The 20,729-nt window shown below is 67.4% G+C and carries 16 protein-coding genes; 10 read left to right on the top strand and 6 right to left on the bottom strand.

The genetic code is table 11. From position 1 onward, the window contains the following. Window positions 1-358: 358 nt before the first annotated feature. On the bottom strand, window positions 359-1,219 hold the full coding sequence (locus WS62_RS22785; protein WP_197422900.1) for an SAM-dependent methyltransferase: 861 nt from the start codon (window positions 1,217-1,219) through the stop codon (window positions 359-361). Window positions 1,220-1,530: 311 nt separating this feature from the next. Beyond that, window positions 1,531-1,677 carry a hypothetical protein gene (locus WS62_RS36820; RefSeq protein WP_156441090.1) on the bottom strand — a complete coding sequence of 49 codons (147 nt, stop codon included), beginning with the start codon at window positions 1,675-1,677 and terminating at the stop codon, window positions 1,531-1,533. A gap of 186 nt (window positions 1,678-1,863) precedes the next feature. Between WS62_RS36820 and WS62_RS22780 the strand changes: the two genes are divergently transcribed. Next, window positions 1,864-3,246 (top strand): HdeD family acid-resistance protein, encoded by a 1,383-nt coding sequence (locus WS62_RS22780; protein WP_066575566.1) that lies wholly within the window; start codon window positions 1,864-1,866, stop codon window positions 3,244-3,246. A gap of 274 nt (window positions 3,247-3,520) precedes the next feature. On the opposite strand, the gene WS62_RS22770 is transcribed toward WS62_RS22780, so the two are convergent. Next, complete coding sequence (locus WS62_RS22770) at window positions 3,521-4,435, bottom strand: LysR family transcriptional regulator (RefSeq protein WP_066493163.1); 915 nt, start codon at window positions 4,433-4,435, stop codon at window positions 3,521-3,523. A gap of 264 nt (window positions 4,436-4,699) precedes the next feature. On the opposite strand from WS62_RS22770, the gene WS62_RS22765 reads away from it, so the two are divergent. The 7 genes from WS62_RS22765 to WS62_RS22735 all read left to right on the top strand — a co-directional run bounded on the left by WS62_RS22765 (window position 4,700) and on the right by WS62_RS22735 (window position 12,005). Continuing rightward, window positions 4,700-5,491 carry a 5-oxoprolinase subunit PxpA gene (locus WS62_RS22765; RefSeq protein ID WP_066575799.1) on the top strand — a complete coding sequence of 264 codons (792 nt, stop codon included), beginning with the start codon at window positions 4,700-4,702 and terminating at the stop codon, window positions 5,489-5,491. A gap of 13 nt (window positions 5,492-5,504) precedes the next feature. Then, window positions 5,505-5,747, top strand: coding sequence for an acetyl-CoA carboxylase (locus WS62_RS22760; protein ID WP_066575562.1), 243 nt, complete (start codon window positions 5,505-5,507; stop codon window positions 5,745-5,747). Window positions 5,748-5,752: 5 nt separating this feature from the next. Further along, the gene (locus WS62_RS22755; protein ID WP_066575801.1) at window positions 5,753-7,198 is read left to right on the top strand and encodes an acetyl-CoA carboxylase biotin carboxylase subunit; all 1,446 of its coding nucleotides are present in this window, start codon (window positions 5,753-5,755) and stop codon (window positions 7,196-7,198) included. Beyond that, complete coding sequence (locus WS62_RS22750; RefSeq protein WP_066575560.1) at window positions 7,195-8,070, top strand: 5-oxoprolinase subunit B family protein; 876 nt, start codon at window positions 7,195-7,197, stop codon at window positions 8,068-8,070. The genes WS62_RS22755 and WS62_RS22750 overlap by 4 nt, the downstream gene beginning before the upstream one ends. Then, window positions 8,060-9,064, top strand: a complete 1,005-nt coding sequence (locus tag WS62_RS22745) for a biotin-dependent carboxyltransferase family protein (RefSeq protein ID WP_066575558.1) — start codon at window positions 8,060-8,062, stop codon at window positions 9,062-9,064. The genes WS62_RS22750 and WS62_RS22745 overlap by 11 nt, the downstream gene beginning before the upstream one ends. Window positions 9,065-9,168: 104 nt before the next feature. Next, window positions 9,169-10,527, top strand: a complete 1,359-nt coding sequence (locus tag WS62_RS22740) for a purine-cytosine permease family protein (RefSeq protein ID WP_066575556.1) — start codon at window positions 9,169-9,171, stop codon at window positions 10,525-10,527. A gap of 320 nt (window positions 10,528-10,847) precedes the next feature. Further along, window positions 10,848-12,005, top strand: a complete 1,158-nt coding sequence (locus WS62_RS22735) for a hypothetical protein (RefSeq protein ID WP_231748386.1) — start codon at window positions 10,848-10,850, stop codon at window positions 12,003-12,005. Between the two features lie 159 nt (window positions 12,006-12,164). Here WS62_RS22735 and WS62_RS22730 read toward each other — a convergent pair whose 3' ends face one another. The 3 genes from WS62_RS22730 to WS62_RS22715 all read right to left on the bottom strand — a co-directional run bounded on the left by WS62_RS22730 (window position 12,165) and on the right by WS62_RS22715 (window position 18,322). Beyond that, entirely contained in the window at window positions 12,165-14,015 is a 1,851-nt protein-coding gene (locus tag WS62_RS22730) for an ABC transporter ATP-binding protein (RefSeq protein ID WP_066575551.1), read from the bottom strand. Beyond that, window positions 14,012-15,850, bottom strand: coding sequence for an ABC transporter ATP-binding protein (locus tag WS62_RS22725; protein WP_066575549.1), 1,839 nt, complete (start codon window positions 15,848-15,850; stop codon window positions 14,012-14,014). The genes WS62_RS22730 and WS62_RS22725 overlap by 4 nt, the downstream gene beginning before the upstream one ends. A gap of 396 nt (window positions 15,851-16,246) precedes the next feature. Further along, window positions 16,247-18,322: a TonB-dependent receptor gene (locus tag WS62_RS22715; protein ID WP_082721204.1), complete on the bottom strand. Its 2,076-nt coding sequence runs from the start codon at window positions 18,320-18,322 to the stop codon at window positions 16,247-16,249. Window positions 18,323-18,663: 341 nt separating this feature from the next. Between WS62_RS22715 and WS62_RS22710 the strand changes: the two genes are divergently transcribed. Then, entirely contained in the window at window positions 18,664-19,623 is a 960-nt protein-coding gene (locus tag WS62_RS22710; RefSeq protein ID WP_066575545.1) for a helix-turn-helix transcriptional regulator, read from the top strand. A 457-nt stretch (window positions 19,624-20,080) separates the two neighbouring features. Beyond that, window positions 20,081-20,524: a hypothetical protein gene (locus WS62_RS22700; RefSeq protein WP_066575541.1), complete on the top strand. Its 444-nt coding sequence runs from the start codon at window positions 20,081-20,083 to the stop codon at window positions 20,522-20,524. The last annotated feature ends 205 nt before the right edge of the window (window positions 20,525-20,729 follow it).

Genomic DNA, 20,729 nt, shown 5'->3' with positions numbered 1-20,729 from the left:
ATGGAAGAAAACGACTGGAGCGATCGGGCGCAGCCAGCCCGCGCACACGCGCGCTGGCCGCCGAGGCTCCGGTTCGGCTCGACGTCGAAAGCGACGCTTCATTATGCCGAGTCGCCGGAAAAACGGTGCGCGCGCCGGCTTCGGACACGACCGGCCGTCATTCGTCCGCGTTCGCGCTGTGCGTCGCAGCGCGGCGCATCGACCAGCGGCGCAAACGCCGCCGAAGAGAAGCCGGGCTACGGGCCGTCGTGACGGCGCGATGTCGACGCAGCGTCGGGGAGAGACACTCCGCGCTCAGGCGCGACGAGAATTCGTCGACGTGCCGGCCGATCGTTTCCGATCGGCTGCTTTATCGCACCTATATCTTCTCCACATCAACCATCCGTTCGAGCGGCATGCACGTCAGCGCACGGCCGGTCGGCGCGATGTAGCGCCGCGCGAGCGCAGCCGGTTCGGGATGCTCGACGACACGCCAACGATAGGGCGCGAGGAAGCCCGGCAAATCGCGCGGTTCGAGGCCGAAATGCCAAAGCTTGCCTCTGTTCGCATAGCGCCGATGGAGATTCTCGACGCCATAGAAATTCCGGCCGTCGATGAAATCCTTGCGCACATAGGTCAACACAAGCCGGCTGCCGCGCGCGGCGGTCGCCAGAAAATCCAGCGTCTTCCGCACGCCCGCCTCGGTCAGATACTGCGTGACGCCTTCCCAGACGAAGAAACGCCGTCGGCCGCTCGAATAGCCGTGCCGGGTCAGCTCCGCAGCGAGCGTCTGGCGCTCGAAATCGACCGGCACGAGCGTCACGTGCTCGGGAACCGCACCGAACAACCGGCGAAGCCGGCGCCGCTTGGCCTCGACGTTCCGCATCTGGTCGACCTCCCACACCGGCAGGCTTGCGAGCGGCGCAAGCCGATACGCGCGCGTGCCGAAGCCCGCGCCGAGATTGACGAAGGCGTCGATCTCGCCGGCCGATTCGAGCAGTTTCTCGTCGATGTAGCGCTTGCGGCACAGGATGCCGCCCCACACGCCGGGAAATTTTCGTTCCGCCGTCGCCGCCATCCAGGCCGCCGCGCGCGGCCCGAGCAGCGACACGAGCGCCCGCGTGCGGAACGGCGCGATCGCGCCGGCCAGGTCGTCGTCGATGATGCGCCGGTCCGCCGGAAGCCGCTGTTCGACGGCGACCATCGCAATCGGACGCGCGCCGGTCTGCGCGGCTGTCATGGCCATTTCGAGACGTCGGCAGAGCATGTTCGTCGGGTTCGTTTGGACTGCTTGTTCAGTGTAGTCCGCGTATCGGCGGGCAGTGCGTCGCATGCGCTCGCGCTTGTGCGACTTCCGCCGCGCATGACGCGGCGTGATCGTCGAATCGGAACGCGCCCCGACAGAGACGACACCGCCAGGCGGTCACATGCTCTCGCTCTACGCTTCGACGCATGTTTCAACGCACCGAACGCGAATGAGGCACGCGCTTCGGGATGCCGAAACGCGCAGCACGTGGAATGCAAACGAAAGCATCCTATACTTACTTCGCCTCATCGATAGTCGCGCGCCGACGCATATTTGGCGGACATATCCGTCGCGTCGATTGTGCCGGATACCGAATCATTCAGCGCCAGCGCTGCCGCAGATCGTATTCGCAAGCCGTCGCGTCGCGCGCCGACCGCAGTCGCTTCCCACATGCAAACATCCGGACGATAAGACCATGACCACAACCACGCCCGAACCGTCACGCCGCCGGCCGCTTTCCGATCGCTGTCGGCGCTTCGCGCTTCCCGGCTCGCCGCGCGCGCATCGCACCGGCCGCGCCGCGCGGCCCGCGCGGCATCGAAGCGCCGACGTGCATTGAGCGAAACGGAGAGACTCGAATGATCCGACTCGTCATGCTGCTGCTGGGCGTCGAATATCTGCGCGAGCGTGCGCGCGCGATCGTCGTCATCGGCGCGATCTGGCTCGTCGCCGGCCTCGTCGTCTTCATCGATGCGCTCGACAACGCCGCGTACTTCCCGATTAACTTCTTCGCATGGCTGTTCCTCATCGAAGGCCTCGCGACGCTCGCGCTCGCGTGGACAGGCGTCGGCGGGCAGCGCGCACTGCGATACGTGAAGGGCTTCGCGGTCGTCGGCGCGGCCGCGCTGATCTTCGCCGGCCATCATCACGGCAACTTCCTGCTGTCGATGATCTTCGGCACGCTGTTTCTCGTCGACGGCCTCTTGCAATGCATATCCGCATGGCTCGTCCGCTACCGCCGCTGGCGCGTCGCGTTCGCGTGGGGCATCGTCGAGATCCTGATCGCCGCGTTCTTCTATCAGCCGTATCCGACCCACTACGTCGGCACGCTGCCGTATTGCCTCGGCCTGTTCCTGATCTTCGGCGGCCTGAACCTGATCCTGCTCGCGGCGCGCGTGCGGCGCATGGCCAGCAACCCGGCGCTGCGCAGCGCGCGCCATCCCGCGTTGCTGCCGGACAGCGAAACGCCGGTGAACGGCCCGGTATTCCGGCAAACCGAGTGGGACGGTCCGCCGACCGATGACGAGCGCGCGCTGACCGTGCACGTCTGGACGCCGACCGGCACGTCCAAGGCGCCCGCGCAGCGGCAGCCGATCATCGATCGCTACATCGCGGCCATCGACGTCAACGGCGTGATTTCCACCGGCCATGCGGCGCTCGAATCGCCGGAAGGCATCTACATCAGCCTGTATCCCGCCGTCGAGATCGACCGCTCGCCGGACGAGTTCGGCCGCATCCTGCGCGCGACGCGTGACAACGACGTGCCCGGCACGTTTCAGCCGGACTACGCGACCGAATCGCAAGCATGGTGTCCGTCGACCGTGCGCGTGCGCATCAGGAATTACGATCCGGCGAAACTCGACGCGTTCTGGCATCGCTATCGTCTCGACACGACCTACAACCTCACGCACCGCAATTGCTCGAGCACGGTCACGCACGCGCTCGAGGCGGCGCTCGACGGCGCGATCGGCCGCCTGCGCGGCGGCGCCGCGGGCTGGCGCAGCTTTCTGCGCGTGATCGTCACGCCGGAGCTGTGGGTCGCCGCGCAGATCCGCAAGCGTGCGGTGACGATGGCCTGGACGCCCGGACTCACGCTCGACTACGCACGCGCGCTCAGCATGCTCGCCGATCCGCGTCCGTTCGCCTGGTGGAAGGTTGCACGCGCAACGATCGGCAGGCTCGTCGAGCAGCGCCGGCAATGGCGCGATCAGGACGCGCGCGCGGCCGAGTCGCAGGGCTGACGCGCGGCCGCGCGCGATGCGGCGCCGGCGGGCATCGCGCGCGGCCGCTCGCTCGATCGATGTCTGATCTGCCGCCACGCGCGCCGGTTCGACGCCGATCGACGGCGCGACGCACGCTGTCGCCGCCGCCCGCCGCCCGCCGAACGACGCGACGAATGAGCGATCGAGAGCAGCGATACGCCGGAACGGACGAATCGGAGCGAGAATCGAAGCACGCCTTTCCGGCGCAGCGAATTTCGGTCAGGCGCGCACTCGCGATCGCCGTCCGTGCGCGTCAAGCGCCGCCGCCCGCGCGCGGCTCCATGAACGTGTGCCGGAAATACTCGCGCACCGCATGCATCGCCGGGCTGAACTCGGTATTCCTGCGCCACGCAAGCCCGACGCTCATCGGCGGCACCGGATCGCGCAACAGCACCGTCTCGATCCGCCGCCCTTCGAGCGACCACGGCCGATAGACCATGTCCGACAGAATCGCGACGCCGCTGCCGTTCGCGACCATGCTGCGCACCGCCTCGACCGACGACGTTCGCAGGATCACGTTCGGCCGGTACGGCGTCTCGTTCCAGTAGCGCAACGCGGTGTACGCGGCTTCGTCGACCGTCAGCATCACGAACGGTTCCGGCGCGACGTCGGCGAACGTCACGCTCTCGCGCTTGAGCAACGGATGATGCGCGCCGACCCACAGCCGGCGCGCCGAATGAATGACGGGCTCGAGCACGAGCTCGGGATTCGACACGTTCGACGTCAGCAGCACCGCCATGTCGTAGCGCCCCGCGATCAAGCCTTCTTCGATCGATTCGCGATTCAGCTCGTGAAGCTGGATCGTCAGCCGCGGATACTGCGTGTTCAGCCGCATCAGATGATGCGGCAGGAAATAGCCGAGCACCGTGTAGCTCGCGGCGATCGCGAGCGTGCCTGTCAGCGTGCTTTCGAGGTTCGGGATGCGCATCGCCTCGTCGACCGACGACAGGATCGTGTACGCCTGATTCAGGAAGCGCCGGCCCGTGTGGGTCAGCGTGACACCCGTCGCCGTGCGCATGAAGAGCTGCGTGCCGAGGCTGTCTTCGAGTTCGCGGATCGCGCTCGTGACGGCCGATTGCGAGATGGTCAACTGGATCGCCGCCTGTGAGATCTGCCCGAGCTCCGCGGTCGCAACGAAATACTTCAGTTGCCTGAGGGTTAACGCCATGGCGACCACCTGAAAAATCGATAACGCAGCCGGCGGTATCTTATCAGTCGATCTTCATCGCGTGCGCATCCGCCAAAAATGCCGCCGGCACGCGGCCGACAACGATCTGACGAATCCATGCACATCGGCCGATATCGAAAAAATCGATATCGAGACATATAAAAATAGAACTATTTTGGCGGCCGCGGCCCGACTAACCTAGCTTCGAACGCGGTCGAGGCGCCCTTTCCGGTGCGCGGGCCGACGACGAAGGAGGCATTCAGCATGCGAAAGCACAGCGTCGACCTGAACTCCGACATGGGCGAAGGCTTCGGTCCGTGGAAGATCAGCGACGGGGTCGACGACGAGATCATGCCGCTCATCAGCTCGGCGAACATCGCGACGGGCTTTCATGCGGGCGATCCGAACATCATGGCGCGCACCGTGCAGTTCGCGAAGAACGCGGGCGTCGGCATCGGCGCGCATCCCGGCTTTCGCGATCTCGTGGGCTTCGGCCGCCGCGACGTCAACGAAGCGCCGCAAGCGCTCGTCAACGACATCCTGTATCAGCTCGGCGCGCTGCGCGAATTCGCACGCTTTCACGGCGTGAGCGTTCAGCACGTGAAGCTGCATGGCGCGCTCTACATGCGCGCCGCGCGCGACGAGGCGCTGTCGCGGCTCCTCGTCGAGACGCTGCAGCAGCTCGATCCGACGCTGCTGCTTTTCTGCATGGAAGCGTCGGTCACGCACCGGATCGCGCGCGAGCTCGGACAGCCGGTCGTTCGCGAGTTCTACGCGGACCGCGACTACGACCGCAGCGGCTCGATCGTATTCACGCGCCGCGTCGGCAAGCTCGATCCGCGACAGGTCGCGGACAAAGTGCTGCGCGCGTGCGTCGACGGCCGCGTCGCGACCGTCGACGGCGAAGACATCGACATCGATTTCGATTCGATCTGCATTCACAGCGATACGCCGGGCGCGCTGCAGCTCGTCCGGGCGACCCGCGACGCGCTCGTCGCGCACGACATCCGCATCGCCGCGCCCGCCGCGGCCGCAATCCGCATCGATCAGGCTTGAGGAGCATACCGAGATGGCATTACACGATATCGTCAGTCCGCTGCCCGGGACGTTCTATCGGCGTCCGTCGCCCGACGCAGAGCATTACGCCGAAGTCGGCGCGACGGTCGGGCTCGGCGCGGTCGTCGGGCTCGTCGAAGTGATGAAGCAGTTCACCGAGATCGAAACCGCGGCTGCGGGCCGCGTCGTGGCGGTACTCGTCGACGACGGCGAGCCCGTCGACGCCGGGCAAGTGCTGATGCGAATCGAGGCGTGAACGCGATGAACGACATGAATTCGACGCACGATTCGTTCTACCGACCGTCGCGGATCAGGACGGTGCTCGTCGCGAATCGCGGCGAGATCGCGGTGCGCGTGATCCGCGCCGCGCGGGAACTCGGCATGCGCGCGGTCGCGGCGGTCAGCGACGCGGATCGCGACAGCCTCGCCGCACGGATGGCCGACGAAGCGGTGCACATCGGCCCGTCGCATGCGGCGAAGAGCTATCTGAACCCGGACGCGATTCTCGCCGCCGCGCGGCAATGCCACGCCGACGCGATTCATCCTGGCTACGGCTTTTTGTCGGAGAACGCGGGCTTCGCCGCGCAGGTCGAGGCGGCCGGTTTGATCTTCGTCGGTCCGTCGGCGCACGTGATCGCGACGATGGGCGACAAGGCCCGCGCACGCGAGACCGCGCGGCGCGCGAACGTGCCGACGGTGCCGGGCAGCGACGGCGTCGTGACGTCGCTCGACGAAGCGCGCGCGGTGGCCGCGCGCATCGGCTACCCGGTGATGATCAAGGCGGCCGCGGGCGGCGGCGGGCGCGGCATCCGCGTCGCGCACGACGCCGCGCAGCTCGACGCCGAGCTGCCGCTCGCGCAGCGCGAAGCGCAGGCCGCGTTCGGCGACGGCGGCGTCTATCTCGAACGTTTCATCGCGCGCGCACGTCACATCGAAGTGCAGGTGCTCGGCGACGGGACGAACGCGATTCATCTGTTCGAACGCGAATGCTCGTTGCAGCGGCGGCGTCAGAAGATCCTCGAAGAAGCGCCGTCGCCTTCGCTGACGCCCGCGCGGCGCGCCGCGCTGTGCGCATCGGCGACGCGTCTCGCGCGGCAGGTCGGCTATCGCAGCGCGGGCACGCTCGAATATCTGTTCGACGAAGCGCGCGGCGAGTTCTACTTCATCGAGATGAACACGCGGATCCAGGTCGAGCATCCGGTGACGGAGGCGATCACGGGCGTCGATCTCGTGCGCGAGATGCTGCGCATCGCGGACGGCGAGCCGCTGCGCTTCGCGCAGGACGACATCGTGCTGCGCGGCGCCGCGCTCGAATGCCGGATCAACGCGGAAGACCCGGTGCACGATTTCCGGCCGAATCCCGGCCGCATCGACGAGCTCGTGTGGCCGGCCGGCCCTGGCGTGCGGATCGATACGCTGCTCTATCCGGGCTACACGGTGCCGCCGTTCTACGATTCGCTGCTCGCGAAGCTGATCGTGCACGACGAGAGCCGTGCGGCCGCGCTGGCGCGGCTCGCGCGCGCGCTGCGCGAGCTGCGCATCGGCGGCGTGAAGACGACCGCGCCGCTGCACCGCGCGCTGCTCGAAGACGACGACGTCCGCGCGGGCCGCTATCACACGAACTATCTGGAAGCCTGGATGAGCGCATGGCGCGCGCGGCTTAACGCCGATGCGGGCGCATCGCCGAGGCTGGGAGAGGCAGCATGACGATCCGATACACATTCGGCGGCGACGAATTCATCTTCGTCGAGATCAGCGAATCGATGTCGCTCGACGCGTTCTTCAAGGGCACCGCGATCACGCGCGAGCTGCAGCGCCGCAAGGTGCCGGGCGTGAGCGAGATCTGCCCGGCGAATGCGTCCTACCAGGTTCGTTACGATCCCGACGTGATCGCGCCGGACGCGCTGCTCGCGCTGTTGAAAGACATCGAAGCCGACATCGGCGTTGCGGAATTGAACCTCGATACGCGGATCGTCGAAGTGCCCGTGCTCTACAACGATCCGTGGACGCATGAGACGCTGATGCGCTTTCGCGAACGGCATCAGGAGCCGGACTCGACCGACCTCGAATACGCGGCGCGAATCAACGGCAAGCGGGACGTCGACGCATTCATCGCCGCGCATTCCGGCTCGCCGTGGTTCGTGTCGATGGTCGGCTTCGTCGCGGGCCTGCCGTTCATGTACCAGATGGTCGAACGCGGACGGCAGCTTCAGGTGCCGAAATATCTGCGGCCGCGCACCGATACGCCGAAACTCACCGTCGGCCACGGCGGCTGCTTCGGCTGCATCTACTCGGTGCGCGGCGCGGGCGGCTACCAGATGTTCGGCGTGACGCCCGCGCCGATCTTCGATCCGGCGCAGCGGCTCGATTACCTGCGCGACTTCATGGTGTTCTTCCGCCCCGGCGACATCGTGAAGTTCAAGCCGATCGATCGCGCCGCATACGACGCGGCGATCGCCGAGGTCGAAGCGGGCACGTTCACGTTGCGCGTGAAGCCGGTGAAGTTCGCGCTCGATGCGTTCCTGCGCGATCCGCACGCGTACAACCGTTCTCTCGTCGAGGTGCTGGATGCCCACTGATTCGCTCAACGTGATCGAAGTCGTGAAGCCGGGCCTCGCGACGTCGGTGCAGGATGCCGGCCGACAGGGCTACTACCACGTCGGCATTCCGCCGTCCGGCGCGCTCGATCAATTCTCGCTGCGCGCGGCGAACCTGCTCGTCGGCAACGACGAAGACGCCGCGGTGCTCGAATGCACGCTGCTCGGCCCGCAGTTGCTGTTTCATCGCGACGCGCTGATCGCGCTGACGGGCGCGGAGATGGCGCCACGGATCGACGGCGCCGCGCAGCCGTGCAACGTCGCGCTGCGCATCCGCGCGGGCAGTACGCTGACGTTCGACTACGTGAAGCAGGGCGCGCGCGCGTATCTCGCGGTCGCGGGCGGCATCGACGTGCCGGTCGTGCTCGGCAGCCGCTCGACGTACACGCTCGGCGCGATCGGCGGACACGAAGGGCGGCGTCTGCAGAAAGGCGACACGCTGCCGATCGGTGCCGCGAAGCGCGCCGGCCGCGAAGGCGCAGCATTGCCCGGCACGCTGCGCACGCGGCTCGCGCGCGAAGTCGAATTGCGCGTGCTGCCGGGCCTCTACCACCACCGGCTGACCGACGAATCGGCGCGCACGTTCTTCGAGGACACGTGGGTCGTCGCGCCGGAGGCGGACCGCATCGGCTATCGCTACCGGCAAGGCCGCGCGCTGCGCTTTCGCGAGCGCGAGCAGCCGTTCGGCGCGGGCGCCGATCCGTCGAACATCGTCGACGCGTGCTATCCGATCGGCTCGATTCAGGTGCCGGCCGGCATCGAGCCGATCATCCTGCATCGCGACGCGGTGTCGGGCGGCGGCTACGCGACGATCGGCACGGTCATCAGCGCCGACATGGATCTGATCGGCCAGATGCAGCCGAACCATCAGGCGCGCTTCGTCGCGGTGACGATGGCCGATGCGCTCGCCGCCCGGCGAGACGCGCAGCGCCGGCTCGCGCGTCTGCGCGACGCGTTGTGGCCGCACGGCGGCTGATGGTCGCCGCTCGGGACGGCTGACGCCGCCCCGCGCTTCCCGCCGATATCGATAACGAATCGCGCGGCGCATTTCCCGAATGCAAGTGCCAACGGAGCAGGATCATGGCCAATACCACTCAGGCAGCCGCCGAAGGCGAGCTGGATCTTTCGACGGTCGCGATACCGGACGGCGTCCGAATGCCGGCGTTTGCGCTGACGATGGCGTGGTGGGCGGTATGCAGCGCGGTGTTCTACATCGTCGTCGGCGCGACGCTCGCGCTCGACTACGGCGCGCGCAACGCGCTGATCGGGATGGTGCTGTCGGTCGTCTCGTACGGATTGATCAATGCGGTGATGAGCCGCTATGCGATTCGCACCGGCCTGTCCGTCGCGTTGTTCTCGCGCGTGCTGTTCGGCAGCGCGGGCGCCGCGCTCGCGACGCTGATCTTCTTCGCGACCGCGATCTACTACGCGGTGTTCGAAGGCTCGGTGATCGCGGTCGCCGCGCACAGCCTGATGCCGGCGCTCGACTACAAATGGGCCGCGCTGATCGTCGTCTGCTACAGCGTGCCGCTGATCTTCGGCAGCGTGCAGCACTGGCTCGACAAGTTCAACGGCGTGCTGCTGCCGTTCTATCTGTTCGGACTGCTCGCAGCCGTCGTGCTCGCGACGCATCGCTACGGCTACAACGCCGCATGGCTCGATTTCGGCCCCAAGGGCAGCGTGCCCGCCAACGGCTGGTGGAACTGCTTCGTCTACTACATGGGCGTGTGGGTGCTGATGATGTTCACGTTCGACTACGCGCGCTTCGGCCGCCGGGAGGACGCGACCTATCACGGCCGCTGGAACTTCGGGATGCCGTTCTATCTCGTCACGTTCGTCGTCAACGGCGCGGCCGGCATCTATCTCGTCAGCACGATTCCGGGGCTCGGTACGCTATCCGAAGTATCGGTCGTCACCGCGCTGCTCAAGCTGATGGGTGTCTGGGGGCTGCTGTTCGTCTGGGTCACGCAATCGCGAATCAATACCGCGAACTACTATCTCGCGACCGTCAACATGCAGGCGTTCTTCCAGAAAGTCGCCGGGCTGCGCGCGCCGAAATACGTGTGGGCGCTCGTCGTCGGCGCGGTCGTCTACGCGCTGATGATGGCCGACGTCTTCTCGAAGCTGCTGCAGGCGCTCGCGTGGCAGGGCGTGTTCATCGTCGCGTGGGTCGGCGTCGCGCTTGCGCACATCCTGTCGACGCGCTACGAAGAACTGCTCGGCGGCGACATCGAATGCCGCGACACGCATGTGCCCGCGTTCAATCCGGGCGGGATGAGCGCGTGGTTCGCCGGCGTATTCGTCGGGATGATGCTGACGACGGCGTCGTCGGGCTTCGTGCAGTCGCTGTCCGCGCCGGCGACGTTCGCCGTATCGTGGATAGTCTATCGCGGCATGCTTGCGTCGGCGAAGCGGGCGTGGTTCGTGCGGGAGATGTGACGCTGCGCCGAGCGGCGCCGGCGCGGCCAGGCCGCGCCTAAAAACGAGATGCCGCCGCCCTTCATGTCTGAAGATTGAATGCTCGAATTCAGATCTCGATCAAAAAACCGCTCACCGGCATACGTAAAATAAGCACCGAAACGATATTGAGCGTCATTGCATGGGCCGTGCGCATTCGTTGGGCGAGCGGAAAAACGCCGGAACTTCGGCATCGAAAATGCGAACCAAGTAGATAAAAGAATTCGACGCTTGCGACCCACGATACCGACTCGCGCCGAACCGATGTCTCATTGGTTGGAACGACCCGGGGCACTGCTTTGATGAATCAGCCTGGCGACACACGGCAACGCTCGTTTGAACGTGTTCGTACGCTTTGCGCGATCATATGCGTCGCGCTCGCGGGCATCGCGGCGTCCGTCATGCAACCCGCCGGGGCCGCGCAATCGGCCCATGACGCATCCGCCGCGTCTTCTTCGTCTTTATCCTCTCCTTCATCGACGCCTCACGCTCGTGCGAGCGCATCGAGGACACCCGAATCGTCCGGCGCATCGGCTGCGTCGGCTGCGTCGAGCGCGTCGAGCGCGTCGGCCGCATCCCAAACGCCCGCCGCATCCGCGCCCGAGCAAGGATCGGGCGCGCAGAGCACGCAGCCCCGAACGTTCACCGTGCCGTCCGTACCTCCGCTGTCCGACGCCGAGTCGGCAGACGTGACACGCCGCGCGCTCGCGCTGCGCACGGCGTTCGCGCAGGAAGTCACGCGACGCCTGAAAGTGCCGCTCGCCGAGCAGCGCGCGTATGGCGAGCGTCTGCAGCAAACGCTCGACGCGAATGGTCTGGGCGAGCTGGCGCGCGAATACGTCGTGCTCGTCGATCGCGCCCGGAACGTGCAGGCAGCGTTCATCTACTTCCGCACGACGCGGAACAACGCATGGCAGATGATCGGCGCGTCGCCCGTCGCGACCGGGCTACCCGGCCAGTACGACCATTTCGTGACGCCGCTCGGCGTGTTCGAGCACACGCCCGCGAACATGGATTTCCGCGCGGAAGGCACGATGAACGACAACGGCATTCGCGGCTACGGTCAGCACGACATGCGCATCTACGATTTCGGCTGGGCGGACGCGGAGCGTGGCTGGGGCAAGGGCGGCGTATCGCAGATGCGCTTCCAGATGCATGCGACGGACCCGGAATTTCTCGAACCGCTGCTCGGCATTCGCCACTCGAAGGGGTGCGTGCGGATTCCGGCGTCGCTGAATGTCTTCGTCGATCAGCACGGCATCCTCGACGCCGAGTACGAAGCGCGCGCCGCCGACGGCGAAGCGCCGTGGGTGCTGCGCGCGCATCGGCAAATCACGCCCTGGGCGGGCCGCTATCTCGTCGTCGTCGATTCGGAGCGCAAGACGCGTCCCGCATGGTCGCCCGCGCCGGGCAGGAAGGCGCATGCGAAAGTGCCGAAGGGCGGCGACACCGCGGATTGACGTGGCCACTGGCGGCCGGGCACGGGCGCGGGCACGGGCACGGGCACGGGCACGGGCACGCGTGTGCGCGCGCCGTCACGCCGAATCGCAGCAACCGGATCGCACGCGATTTCGCCCGAACGAACGAAGCCGCATGCATTCCAATCGCCCTTGCCTTTGTCAGCGGCTCGACGCCACCGCGCCATCCGTCGTCGCCGGCGATGGTGCGCGACAATCGCCCGGCCCGGCGCCGAACCCGTCGAACGCCGCCTTCGCGCGATACTGCGCCTCCCACATGGCCCGATAGCGTCCATCGACCGCGATCAGCTCGTCGTGCCGCCCCTGCTGCACGAGCCGCCCGCCGTCGATCACGAGAATCCGGTCCGCGCCGACGACCGTCGACAGGCGGTGCGCGATCACGACGACGGTCTTGTCCCGCACGAGCGCATCGATCGCACGCTGCACCGCCAGCTCGCTTTCGACGTCGAGCGCCGCGGTCGGCTCGTCGAGAATCACGATCGGCGCGTCCTTCAGCAATGCGCGCGCGATCGAGATGCGCTGGCGTTCGCCGCCCGACAGCCTGCCGCCGATCTCGCCGAGCCGCGTCTGCCAGCGCTGCGGCAGGCGTTCGATGAATTCGTGGCACTGCGCGGCGCGCGCCGCGGCCTCGACTTCCTCGTCGGTCGCATCCGGCCGCGCCATGCGGATGTTCGCGAGCACCGTGTCGTCGAACAGATAGACATCCTGAAACACGACTGAAATCAGCGCATTCAGCGCCGTTTCCGGAATCTGCCGGATGTCGACGCCGCCGATCTCGACCGAGCCGCGCTGCGGATCGGCATGACGCAGCAGCAAGCGCGCGATCGTCGACTTGCCTGAACCCGACGGACCGACGAGCGCCGTCATCCCGTTCGCCGGCAGCGTTGCGCTGAAGCCGCCGAGCGCGTCGCCCGTCGCGCGCGCGTAACGAAACGACACGTCGTCGAAACGCAGCTCGAAGCGGGTCGGCACGCACGGCGGCTGCCGCGACGGCAGCGGCTCGATCGCGAGCAGCGCCTCGATGCGTTCCAGCGCGGCCTCGATCATCTCGACGACCGCCGTATAGCCGATCAACGTCGCCATCGGCTCGGAGAAACGCACGACGATCACCATCACGGCCGCGACGACCGACAGTTCGAGCGTGCCCATCACCACCCACGTGACGGCCGCCGCGACGACGAGTTGCAGGCCGAGCTCGACGACGCTCGCGACGATGAGATTCGGCTTCGCGCTCTTGCGATGCGCGGCCGTCTGCATATCGAGCAGTTTCGCGCAGCCGTGGGCGAGCGTCGACGCTTTCGCCGCGTCGCTGCATGCCGCGCGCAGCACCGGCAACCCTTGCGTGAATTCGACGATGTCGGCGTTCAATCGACTGTGCGCGTCCGCGAGCGCGCGCATCCCACGCCCGAGCGCCGGCCGGCGCCAGCGGTAAAGCGGCACGATCGCGGGGAACACGAGCAGCAGGATCAGGCCCACGCGCCAGTCGACGAACAGCGTGGCGAGCGCGACGACGCAAGGCGTGACGGTCGCGAGCGCGATCATGTTGACGATCGCGAGCGTGTAGTTGAGGTTCTCGTCGACGTTGCCGAGCAGCAGCGCGTTCATCTCGCCCGAGCGCTTGTCCTGCAGCAGGTCGAGCGGCATGTGGCGCAGTTGCTCGCCGAGCCGCATGCGCAGCGCGTGCGTCGTGTGCGCCATTCGCCCGTTGTATTCGAAGCCTTGCGCGCGCCAGCGCGCGCACGTCGCGAACGCCGCGATCAGCGTCATCGCGATCAGCCAGCCGAGCGCCGACGCGGCCGGCCGCTTGTCGACGATCGCGGCGATCAGCGGAAACAGGCAGGCAAGCGCGAGTCCCTGCGCAGCCGCGGCAATGCACAGGCCGACGATGCTCGCGCGCAGCGCGCCTGCGTTCGGGCCCGCGACGCTCGTCAGTCGTCGATACGTCAGGCGCCACGATGCGGGGCGCCGGGTTTCGGTCGATTCGTGTTTCATCGCGTGCGCTCCAGTTCGATGCCGCTCCGATTCTCTTGCGCGCCGCCGCGCAACGCCCAGCGCTGCGCGCGTTCATGGCTGTCCCACAGCCGCGCATAAACGCCTCGCGTCGACAACAGCGCGTCGTGGCGGCCCGCTTCGACGAGCGCGCCCCGATCGAACACGAGAATCTGATCGGCATGACGAATCGTCGACAGGCGATGCGCGACCATGATCACCGTCTTGCCGCGCATCAGCGCGGACAGCGCGCGCATCAGCTCGGCCTCGTTCTCCGGATCGGAAAACGCGGTCGCCTCATCGAGCACGAGGATCGGACGGTTCTGCAGGATCGCGCGCGCGATCGTGATGCGCTGCCGCTGCCCGCCCGACAGGAATGCGCCGCGCTCGCCCGCGAGCGTGTCGTACCCGTTCGGCAAGCACATGATGAAGTCGTGCGCCTGCGCGGCCTTCGCTGCCGCGATCACGTCGTCCATCGTGCGGTTCGGCGAGCCGAGGCGGATGTTGTTCGCGATCGTGTCGGCGAACAGGAACGTGTCCTGGAACACGAACGCGAGCTGCGACATCAGCACGTCGGCCGTCATGTCGCGCACGTCGACGCCGCCGACGAGCACGCGCCCCGCGTCGACATCCCAGAAGCGCGGAATCAGCCGCGCGACGGTCGTCTTGCCCGCGCCCGACGGGCCGACGAGCGCGGTCGTCGAGCCCTGCGGGACGTGGAAGCTCACGTTGCGCAGCACGCGCGCGTTGCCGTTGCCGTTGCCGTTGCCCTGCACTTCATCGTCATGGCCGGCATGACGGCGGGCGGGCACGGTTCCCGGCTCCGCATCCGCGGGCGCGCCATAGCCGAAGCCAACGTCCTCGAACGTAACGCTCGCGTCGGCCGGCGCACGCCCGTCGACGGGCATCGGCAGCGTCGGCAGCGCCAACGTCTGCTGAATCCGCGCGACGCTCAGCTTCGCCTTGTCGACCATGTGATTGAGCATCATCATCGGCATCATCGCTTCCGCCATCCCCGTGCCGACGAGCAGCACCGCGATCCACGCGCCGAAATCCGATGCATCGCGCGCGATCAGCCACGCGCCGAGCCACAGCAGCACGAGCAGCGTCGGCAGCGGATTGAGCATCGCGAACGAGAAACGCGCGGAGAAACCCGCCTGCCGATACCAGCGCGTCAGCACGTCGAGATATGCATCGAGCGCGTGCTGAAAACGGCCGAACGTCGAATAGCCGGCGTCGAACGTGCGCACGACAGGCATCGCCTGCACGAACTCGATGACGGCCGCGCTCACGCGCTCGCGCGCGTCGTTGTACAGCCGGCTCATCTCGGCGGCGTTGCGCATCGCGAGCGTCAGCACGCCGAATCCGATCGCCATCACCGCGGCCGCGCCGGCGGCGAGCCGCCAATCGAGCCACAGCAGCACGACGAGCGTGCACGCCGGCCCGACGAACGCGCGCGCATAGAGTGGCGTGCTGTCGGCGACGAAAATGTGGAGCGCCTTCACGTCGTCGTGGATGACCTTCGACAGCGCGCCCGCGCCGACCTGCTGCAGCGTGCCGAGCGACACGCGCGTCAGGCGATCCGCCAGATCGCCGCGCAGGATCTTTTCGAGGCGGAATGCCGCGTAGTGCGATTGGCTGAACGCGCCCAGCCGCAAAAAATAGCTGCCGGCGAGGCACAGGACCGCGCCCGCGACCGGCCACGCCGGCCAGACATGCGGCCGCTCGACGAGCTGCCGGACTGTCCATGCGAGCGACAGCAGGAATGCGACGTTCAGCAGCGTCGCGAGCGACGAGACGACCATCGCGAAACGGACTTGCGCACGCACCGGGCGCATGATGCTCCACGGGTTTGGGCGGGCATCCGCGCGCCTTCGGCGGTCTGTGTGGACGGCTTCGGTTGGTGGTTCGGACATGGCGATTCCTCGTGAGCCCGGCAGCGGGCGGAGCTAAATGGGATCGAAACGGCGCGCCCACGTTCGCGCGCGACGATTTGCAACAGCATGCGACGACGCACGGCGATCGGCGCCGTGCCGCACGATCACGAACACCGGCGCAGGCGATGCGCGACGGCGCGCGATGACCGCGCGACAACGCACGGCACGTGCACGCCACGACAACACGCGCGACGCACACGGCCTGCGTCGACGAAACGCACTACGCGCGGCACGCGGCCGCGCTCATCGCGCGCGACGCGGCGAGCCTTACGGCCGGCCGCGTCGCGTCGCACACGGTCAGTAATCGAACGCAACCGTCACGCCGACCGTGCGTCCGAGTCCGACCTGCGCGAGATTGCCTGTCGGCGCACGGAACGCATACGTGCGGTAGTCGCGGTTCGTCAGGTTCTGCGCATAGAGCGTGAGCTCGACGTCGCGGCGCGGACGCCAGCCGAGCGACGCGTCGACCAGCGCATAGCCGCCCTGGCGCAACTTGTTCGCGACGTCGAAATACTGCGCGCCGAGCCAGCGCACCGCGACACGCGGCCGGACCGTGCCGGCCAGCGTCGGCACTTCGCCGCCGACGTTCAGCGTGAAGCCGTAGCGCGGTGCGAACGGCACGTCGTTACCGGCGCACGTGGCGCAGCCGAACGGATCGGCATAGCTGCGGAACGTCGCGTGATTGACGAAGCCGTCGAGCCCCGCCGTCCAGCCGCGCGCGATGCCCCATTCGACGCCGAACTCGACGCCCGTCGAGCGCGTGTCGCCAACGTTGCGCAGCGACTGATAACCGAGCGGATCGCTGCCGTAGAGCTGGGCGTTGCGGATGTCGATCCGATAAAGCGCGACGCTGCCGCGCAGCGACCGCCCTGTGTAGCGCGCGCCGAGCTCGTAGCTGACCGCGCGCTCCGGACCGTAGCCTTGCGCATCCGCGAGGCTAGACGGCGCGAGATTGAAGCCGCCCGGCTTATAGCCTTGCGACACGTTCGCATAGACACGCCACGCCGGATCGATCTGATAGCCGGCGGACACTTTGCCGAGCATCCGGTTGCCGGCCGCGCCGTTCACGCCGGCGAACGGCGCGTACGTCGACGCGGACGCCATCGCGGTGCCGGCGAACTGCGTCCACGCCTGATCGCGCGACGCCCGCAGGCCGGCCGACAGATCGAGCGCGTCCGTCACGTGCCAGGTGACGTCGCCGTACGCGGCGAGCGACTTGCTCTCGTTGCTCGATGCGGTTGTCGACAGATTGACGACCGACGGAATCACCATGTCGTTGACGTACGTGCGCGACTGATGCACGTCCTGCCGATACAGGCCGAACACCGCGTCCCAGCGCCGGCCGGGCGCGTGCGTCGCGAGCCGCAGTTCCTGCACATTCTGCCGCCAGTCCTCCGGCTGCTGCGTGAAATACTGAAGAAACGGGAAGCGCCGCTCGATGTCGACCGTCTGCCACGCCGAAATCGCGGACAGACGCCACTGGCCGAAATCGTAGCGCCCGGACAGCGCATAGCTGTTCCCGCAGCGGCGCATGTACGGCTCCGCATATTGCGCAGGCAGCCGCGGATCGATGTTCGCGGTGCGGCTGCCGATGTCGTCGAAGGGCACATAAATGTCCTGCGTCGCCTTCGCGCAATCGCGCCCGACCGACACGTTCACTTCCCACGGTGCGCCGGAGGGCGCGAGGCGCAGCTTCGCGCTGCCGGCGAACGAGCGCGATCCGCCCTGATGATTCGCGCCGCTGACCGGATTGCGCAAATCGCCGGGCGCATCGACGTGCGCGAGCGACACCGCGCCGTACAGCAAGTCCTTGACGAGCGGCCCCGCGACCTCCGCCTGCTCGACGTTGCCGCCGCGGCTCGAGACGCCCGCCCGCAGATGCACGCGCGGCGTGTTCTCGGGCGGCAGCGTGACGATGTTCAGCACGCCGCCTTCCGCGCTCTTGCCGTACAGCGTGCCTTGCGGACCCTTGAGCAACTCGACGCGATCGACGCTGAGGAGCGTCTGCGACGAAAACGTCGGCAATTGCGGCACGCCGTCGACATACACGGTCAACGCCGGGTTGTAGAAATCCTGCGCGGACGAGATGCCGCGCAGGCCGATCATCGGAAACAGCATCGAGCCGCCGCTCGTGATCTGCACGCCGGGCAGCACGCGCGCGAGATCGAATGTGTTGGCGACCTGCGCGTCGTCGAGCGCCGGCTGTTCGACGACGACCGCCGCGCCGTTGAGCGTCGCGAGCGACTGATCGCGTTTGCTCGCGGTGACGGTCACGGCGGACAGCTCGCCGGCCGCCGTCACGCCGGACGCCGCGCCGGCAGTGCCTGCATGAGCGACGCCCGACAAAGGAATGAGAGAAATCGCGACTGCCATCGCAAAGGCGTTCGACGCCGGGAGCCTGCCCCGCCAGGCTCGCTGATACCGCATGAAACACACTCCTTGTTGATCTCGAAGGACGGCCGGGCGGACTCATCGTGCGATCGTGCGTCACGAGGAATCCTGTCTCGCCGTGGGCGCGCGCCATGGCGAAACGAGACCGTCGCGCGCCCGAAGGGCGCGAGAAGCCGCCGAGGCAGACTGACTCTCCGGAACGAGCAGATTGTCTCGACGGCGGCGACTGGAATTGCAATAATGATAACAATTCTCATTTACATTTCCACCCCGATCGGGTCGACTTCTACCCCAATCGGTATGCCGCGCGGAGACGATCACCGATGCCTTCTTCCAGTTCTACGCTTGCGAAACCCGAAGTCGCGATATCGACGCTGCTCGCCGATCCGACACCGCCCGCCGAATCCGCGCCCGATTGCCGGCTGCTCAGAGTCGCGCTGCAAGACGGCATCGACGTGCTCGTCTGGCAAGGCGCGCTGCGGCAGCCGATCTCGATGAACGTCCGCGACGACTGGGGCCGCGTTCATTTTTGCTGCGCGCTGCAGGGGCGCTCGCGCTTCTCGATCGACGCCGGCAGCCGCGAAACCGAGCACGTGCTGTCGGCGGGCACGGGATGCATCAGCTACACGCCGGATTGCAGCGGCCGCGCAACGCATTCGGGCCAGATCGAAAGCGTGACCGTGTCGATCCGGCCGGATCTCGTGCGCGAACTCGCACCCGACCTGGACGCGGCGCTCGAACGCAAGCTCGATTCGGCGCGCTGCTGCGCGCCGTGCCGGTGCGACGCGGAAATGCGCGCGACCGCGCAATCGTTGAGCCATGCGCTGCAGGACAGGCATCGGTGTGCGCACGGCCGCGCGGGCCGCCCGTCGATGTGGCTGCTCGGACAGAGCCTCGCGCTCGCGAGCCTCGTGATCGAGGCGCATGGCGACGCCGCGCCGCATGCGTGGCCGCTGCCGGCGGCGGAGCGGCAGAAGCTGCTGCGCGCGCGGGATCTTCTGCTCGCGGATCTGAGCCGCGCGCCGACGATCGCGATGCTCGCAAAGGAAACGGGACTCAGCGTGCTCAAGCTCAAGCGCGGGTTCCGGCAACTGTTCGATCACAGCGTCTACGGGCTCTTCCAGCAAGAGCGAATGCACGAAGCGCGCCGCCGGCTGTCGAGCGCCGACATGCCGGTGATGACCGTCGCGGCCGACATGGGCTACGCGAACGCGAGCCACTTCACGGCGGCGTTCCAAAAGCAGTTCGGCGTCAATCCCTCGGCGTTCAAGCAGCGTCGCTGACGATCGGTTCGGCGGCGTTCGGGCTTTTCGCGGCGCAGGCTTTCCGCGACGTTCTCTTTCGCGACGTTCTCTTTCGCGGCGCGGCCCGTCCGCGCCCGCACACGCTTTTCGCCACCCTTGCCCGCCTTGCTCGCCCGGCGCGGATGCATCGCCATCCGTGCCGGGCGAACCCTATTGGGGCGGCGGCAAGATACCGATGCGAGCGGAAATAAACCCGTTTCGGGTAGAGCTTCTAAACAATAATGCTTATCGTTCACAGTCATAAGAAGCACCGCAAATCGAGGCAGCGCGCGTCGCACAGCGCCGTTGCACTCGGGGCAGGCAGATGACGGATCGCAGATCCGCCAGCGGATCTTTCAGGCAACCGCGAATCGATTGCGCGTCTCGCCCGAAAGCCGTCCGACGCATCGTCTGTCCCGAGTCTTGCCGCTTGCGTGGCGTTACCGACGAGGGACTCATGAACGACTTCATCGACACCCGCTCCTGGCCGCTCGTGTACCTGCACATGCCTGCGCAGGTTCCCGATACGGAAGCGGACGCGCGGCTCGCGCAGTTCAAGGCGCTGTACACGCGCGCCGAGCCGTTCGTGCTGCTGATGGACGGCGAGGAATTGCCGCGTCATTCGCCGCGCTTCGTATCCGCTTACGTTCAATGGAGTCGCGACAACGTCGCGCAGCAGCGGTTTTGCGCCGGCGCGATCCGCATCGAGGCGGACCTCGCGCGGCGATGCGCCTATGAAGAGAAAGCCCGCGCGCGGGATCGCGCCGAGCACGCGCCCTATCCGTTGCGCATCGCCGCGACGCACATCGAAGCGCGCGCGCAGGCGCGCGCCTGGCTCGAGCAGCGCAACGGCCGCGCACGCATGCCGGCCGCGACGCGCGACGCGCGCCGAAGTCCTTAGCGACGCGCGCGGCAACGCCGCGCCGATCGAACCGGCACGCGGCATCGCGCATCGCACACGCCGCGGCCGCCGCTCCCCGTCGCGTGCGCAATCCGCCGCCCCTCATCCGATGACCGACGGCCGCACGACGCATCGCGCCACCGCCCGCAAACGGGCTGCGGCGCGCGCGTCGACGGGGTGTCTTTGCGTTCCGGGTTTCGCATCA

The organism is Burkholderia sp. ABCPW 14 (assembly GCF_001523835.1).
Lineage (GTDB): Bacteria > Pseudomonadota > Gammaproteobacteria > Burkholderiales > Burkholderiaceae > Burkholderia > Burkholderia mayonis.
Note: the sequence above shows the minus strand (reverse complement) of the source record. Positions and strands in the feature narration are given on the sequence as shown.

Coding starts and splice junctions, on each gene's coding strand:
- WS62_RS22755 (WP_066575801.1), top strand. CDS start 5,753: ATGAACGACATGAATTCGACGCACGATTCGTTCTACCGACCGTCGCGG.
- WS62_RS22725 (WP_066575549.1), bottom strand. CDS start 15,850: ATGCGCCCGGTGCGTGCGCAAGTCCGTTTCGCGATGGTCGTCTCGTCG.
- WS62_RS22750 (WP_066575560.1), top strand. CDS start 7,195: ATGACGATCCGATACACATTCGGCGGCGACGAATTCATCTTCGTCGAG.
- WS62_RS36820 (WP_156441090.1), bottom strand. CDS start 1,677: ATGTGGGAAGCGACTGCGGTCGGCGCGCGACGCGACGGCTTGCGAATA.
- WS62_RS22765 (WP_066575799.1), top strand. CDS start 4,700: ATGCGAAAGCACAGCGTCGACCTGAACTCCGACATGGGCGAAGGCTTC.
- WS62_RS22735 (WP_231748386.1), top strand. CDS start 10,848: ATGAATCAGCCTGGCGACACACGGCAACGCTCGTTTGAACGTGTTCGT.
- WS62_RS22745 (WP_066575558.1), top strand. CDS start 8,060: ATGCCCACTGATTCGCTCAACGTGATCGAAGTCGTGAAGCCGGGCCTC.
- WS62_RS22760 (WP_066575562.1), top strand. CDS start 5,505: ATGGCATTACACGATATCGTCAGTCCGCTGCCCGGGACGTTCTATCGG.
- WS62_RS22710 (WP_066575545.1), top strand. CDS start 18,664: ATGCCTTCTTCCAGTTCTACGCTTGCGAAACCCGAAGTCGCGATATCG.
- WS62_RS22715 (WP_082721204.1), bottom strand. CDS start 18,322: ATGGCAGTCGCGATTTCTCTCATTCCTTTGTCGGGCGTCGCTCATGCA.
- WS62_RS22700 (WP_066575541.1), top strand. CDS start 20,081: ATGAACGACTTCATCGACACCCGCTCCTGGCCGCTCGTGTACCTGCAC.
- WS62_RS22730 (WP_066575551.1), bottom strand. CDS start 14,015: ATGAAACACGAATCGACCGAAACCCGGCGCCCCGCATCGTGGCGCCTG.
- WS62_RS22780 (WP_066575566.1), top strand. CDS start 1,864: ATGATCCGACTCGTCATGCTGCTGCTGGGCGTCGAATATCTGCGCGAG.
- WS62_RS22785 (WP_197422900.1), bottom strand. CDS start 1,219: ATGACAGCCGCGCAGACCGGCGCGCGTCCGATTGCGATGGTCGCCGTC.
- WS62_RS22740 (WP_066575556.1), top strand. CDS start 9,169: ATGGCCAATACCACTCAGGCAGCCGCCGAAGGCGAGCTGGATCTTTCG.
- WS62_RS22770 (WP_066493163.1), bottom strand. CDS start 4,435: ATGGCGTTAACCCTCAGGCAACTGAAGTATTTCGTTGCGACCGCGGAG.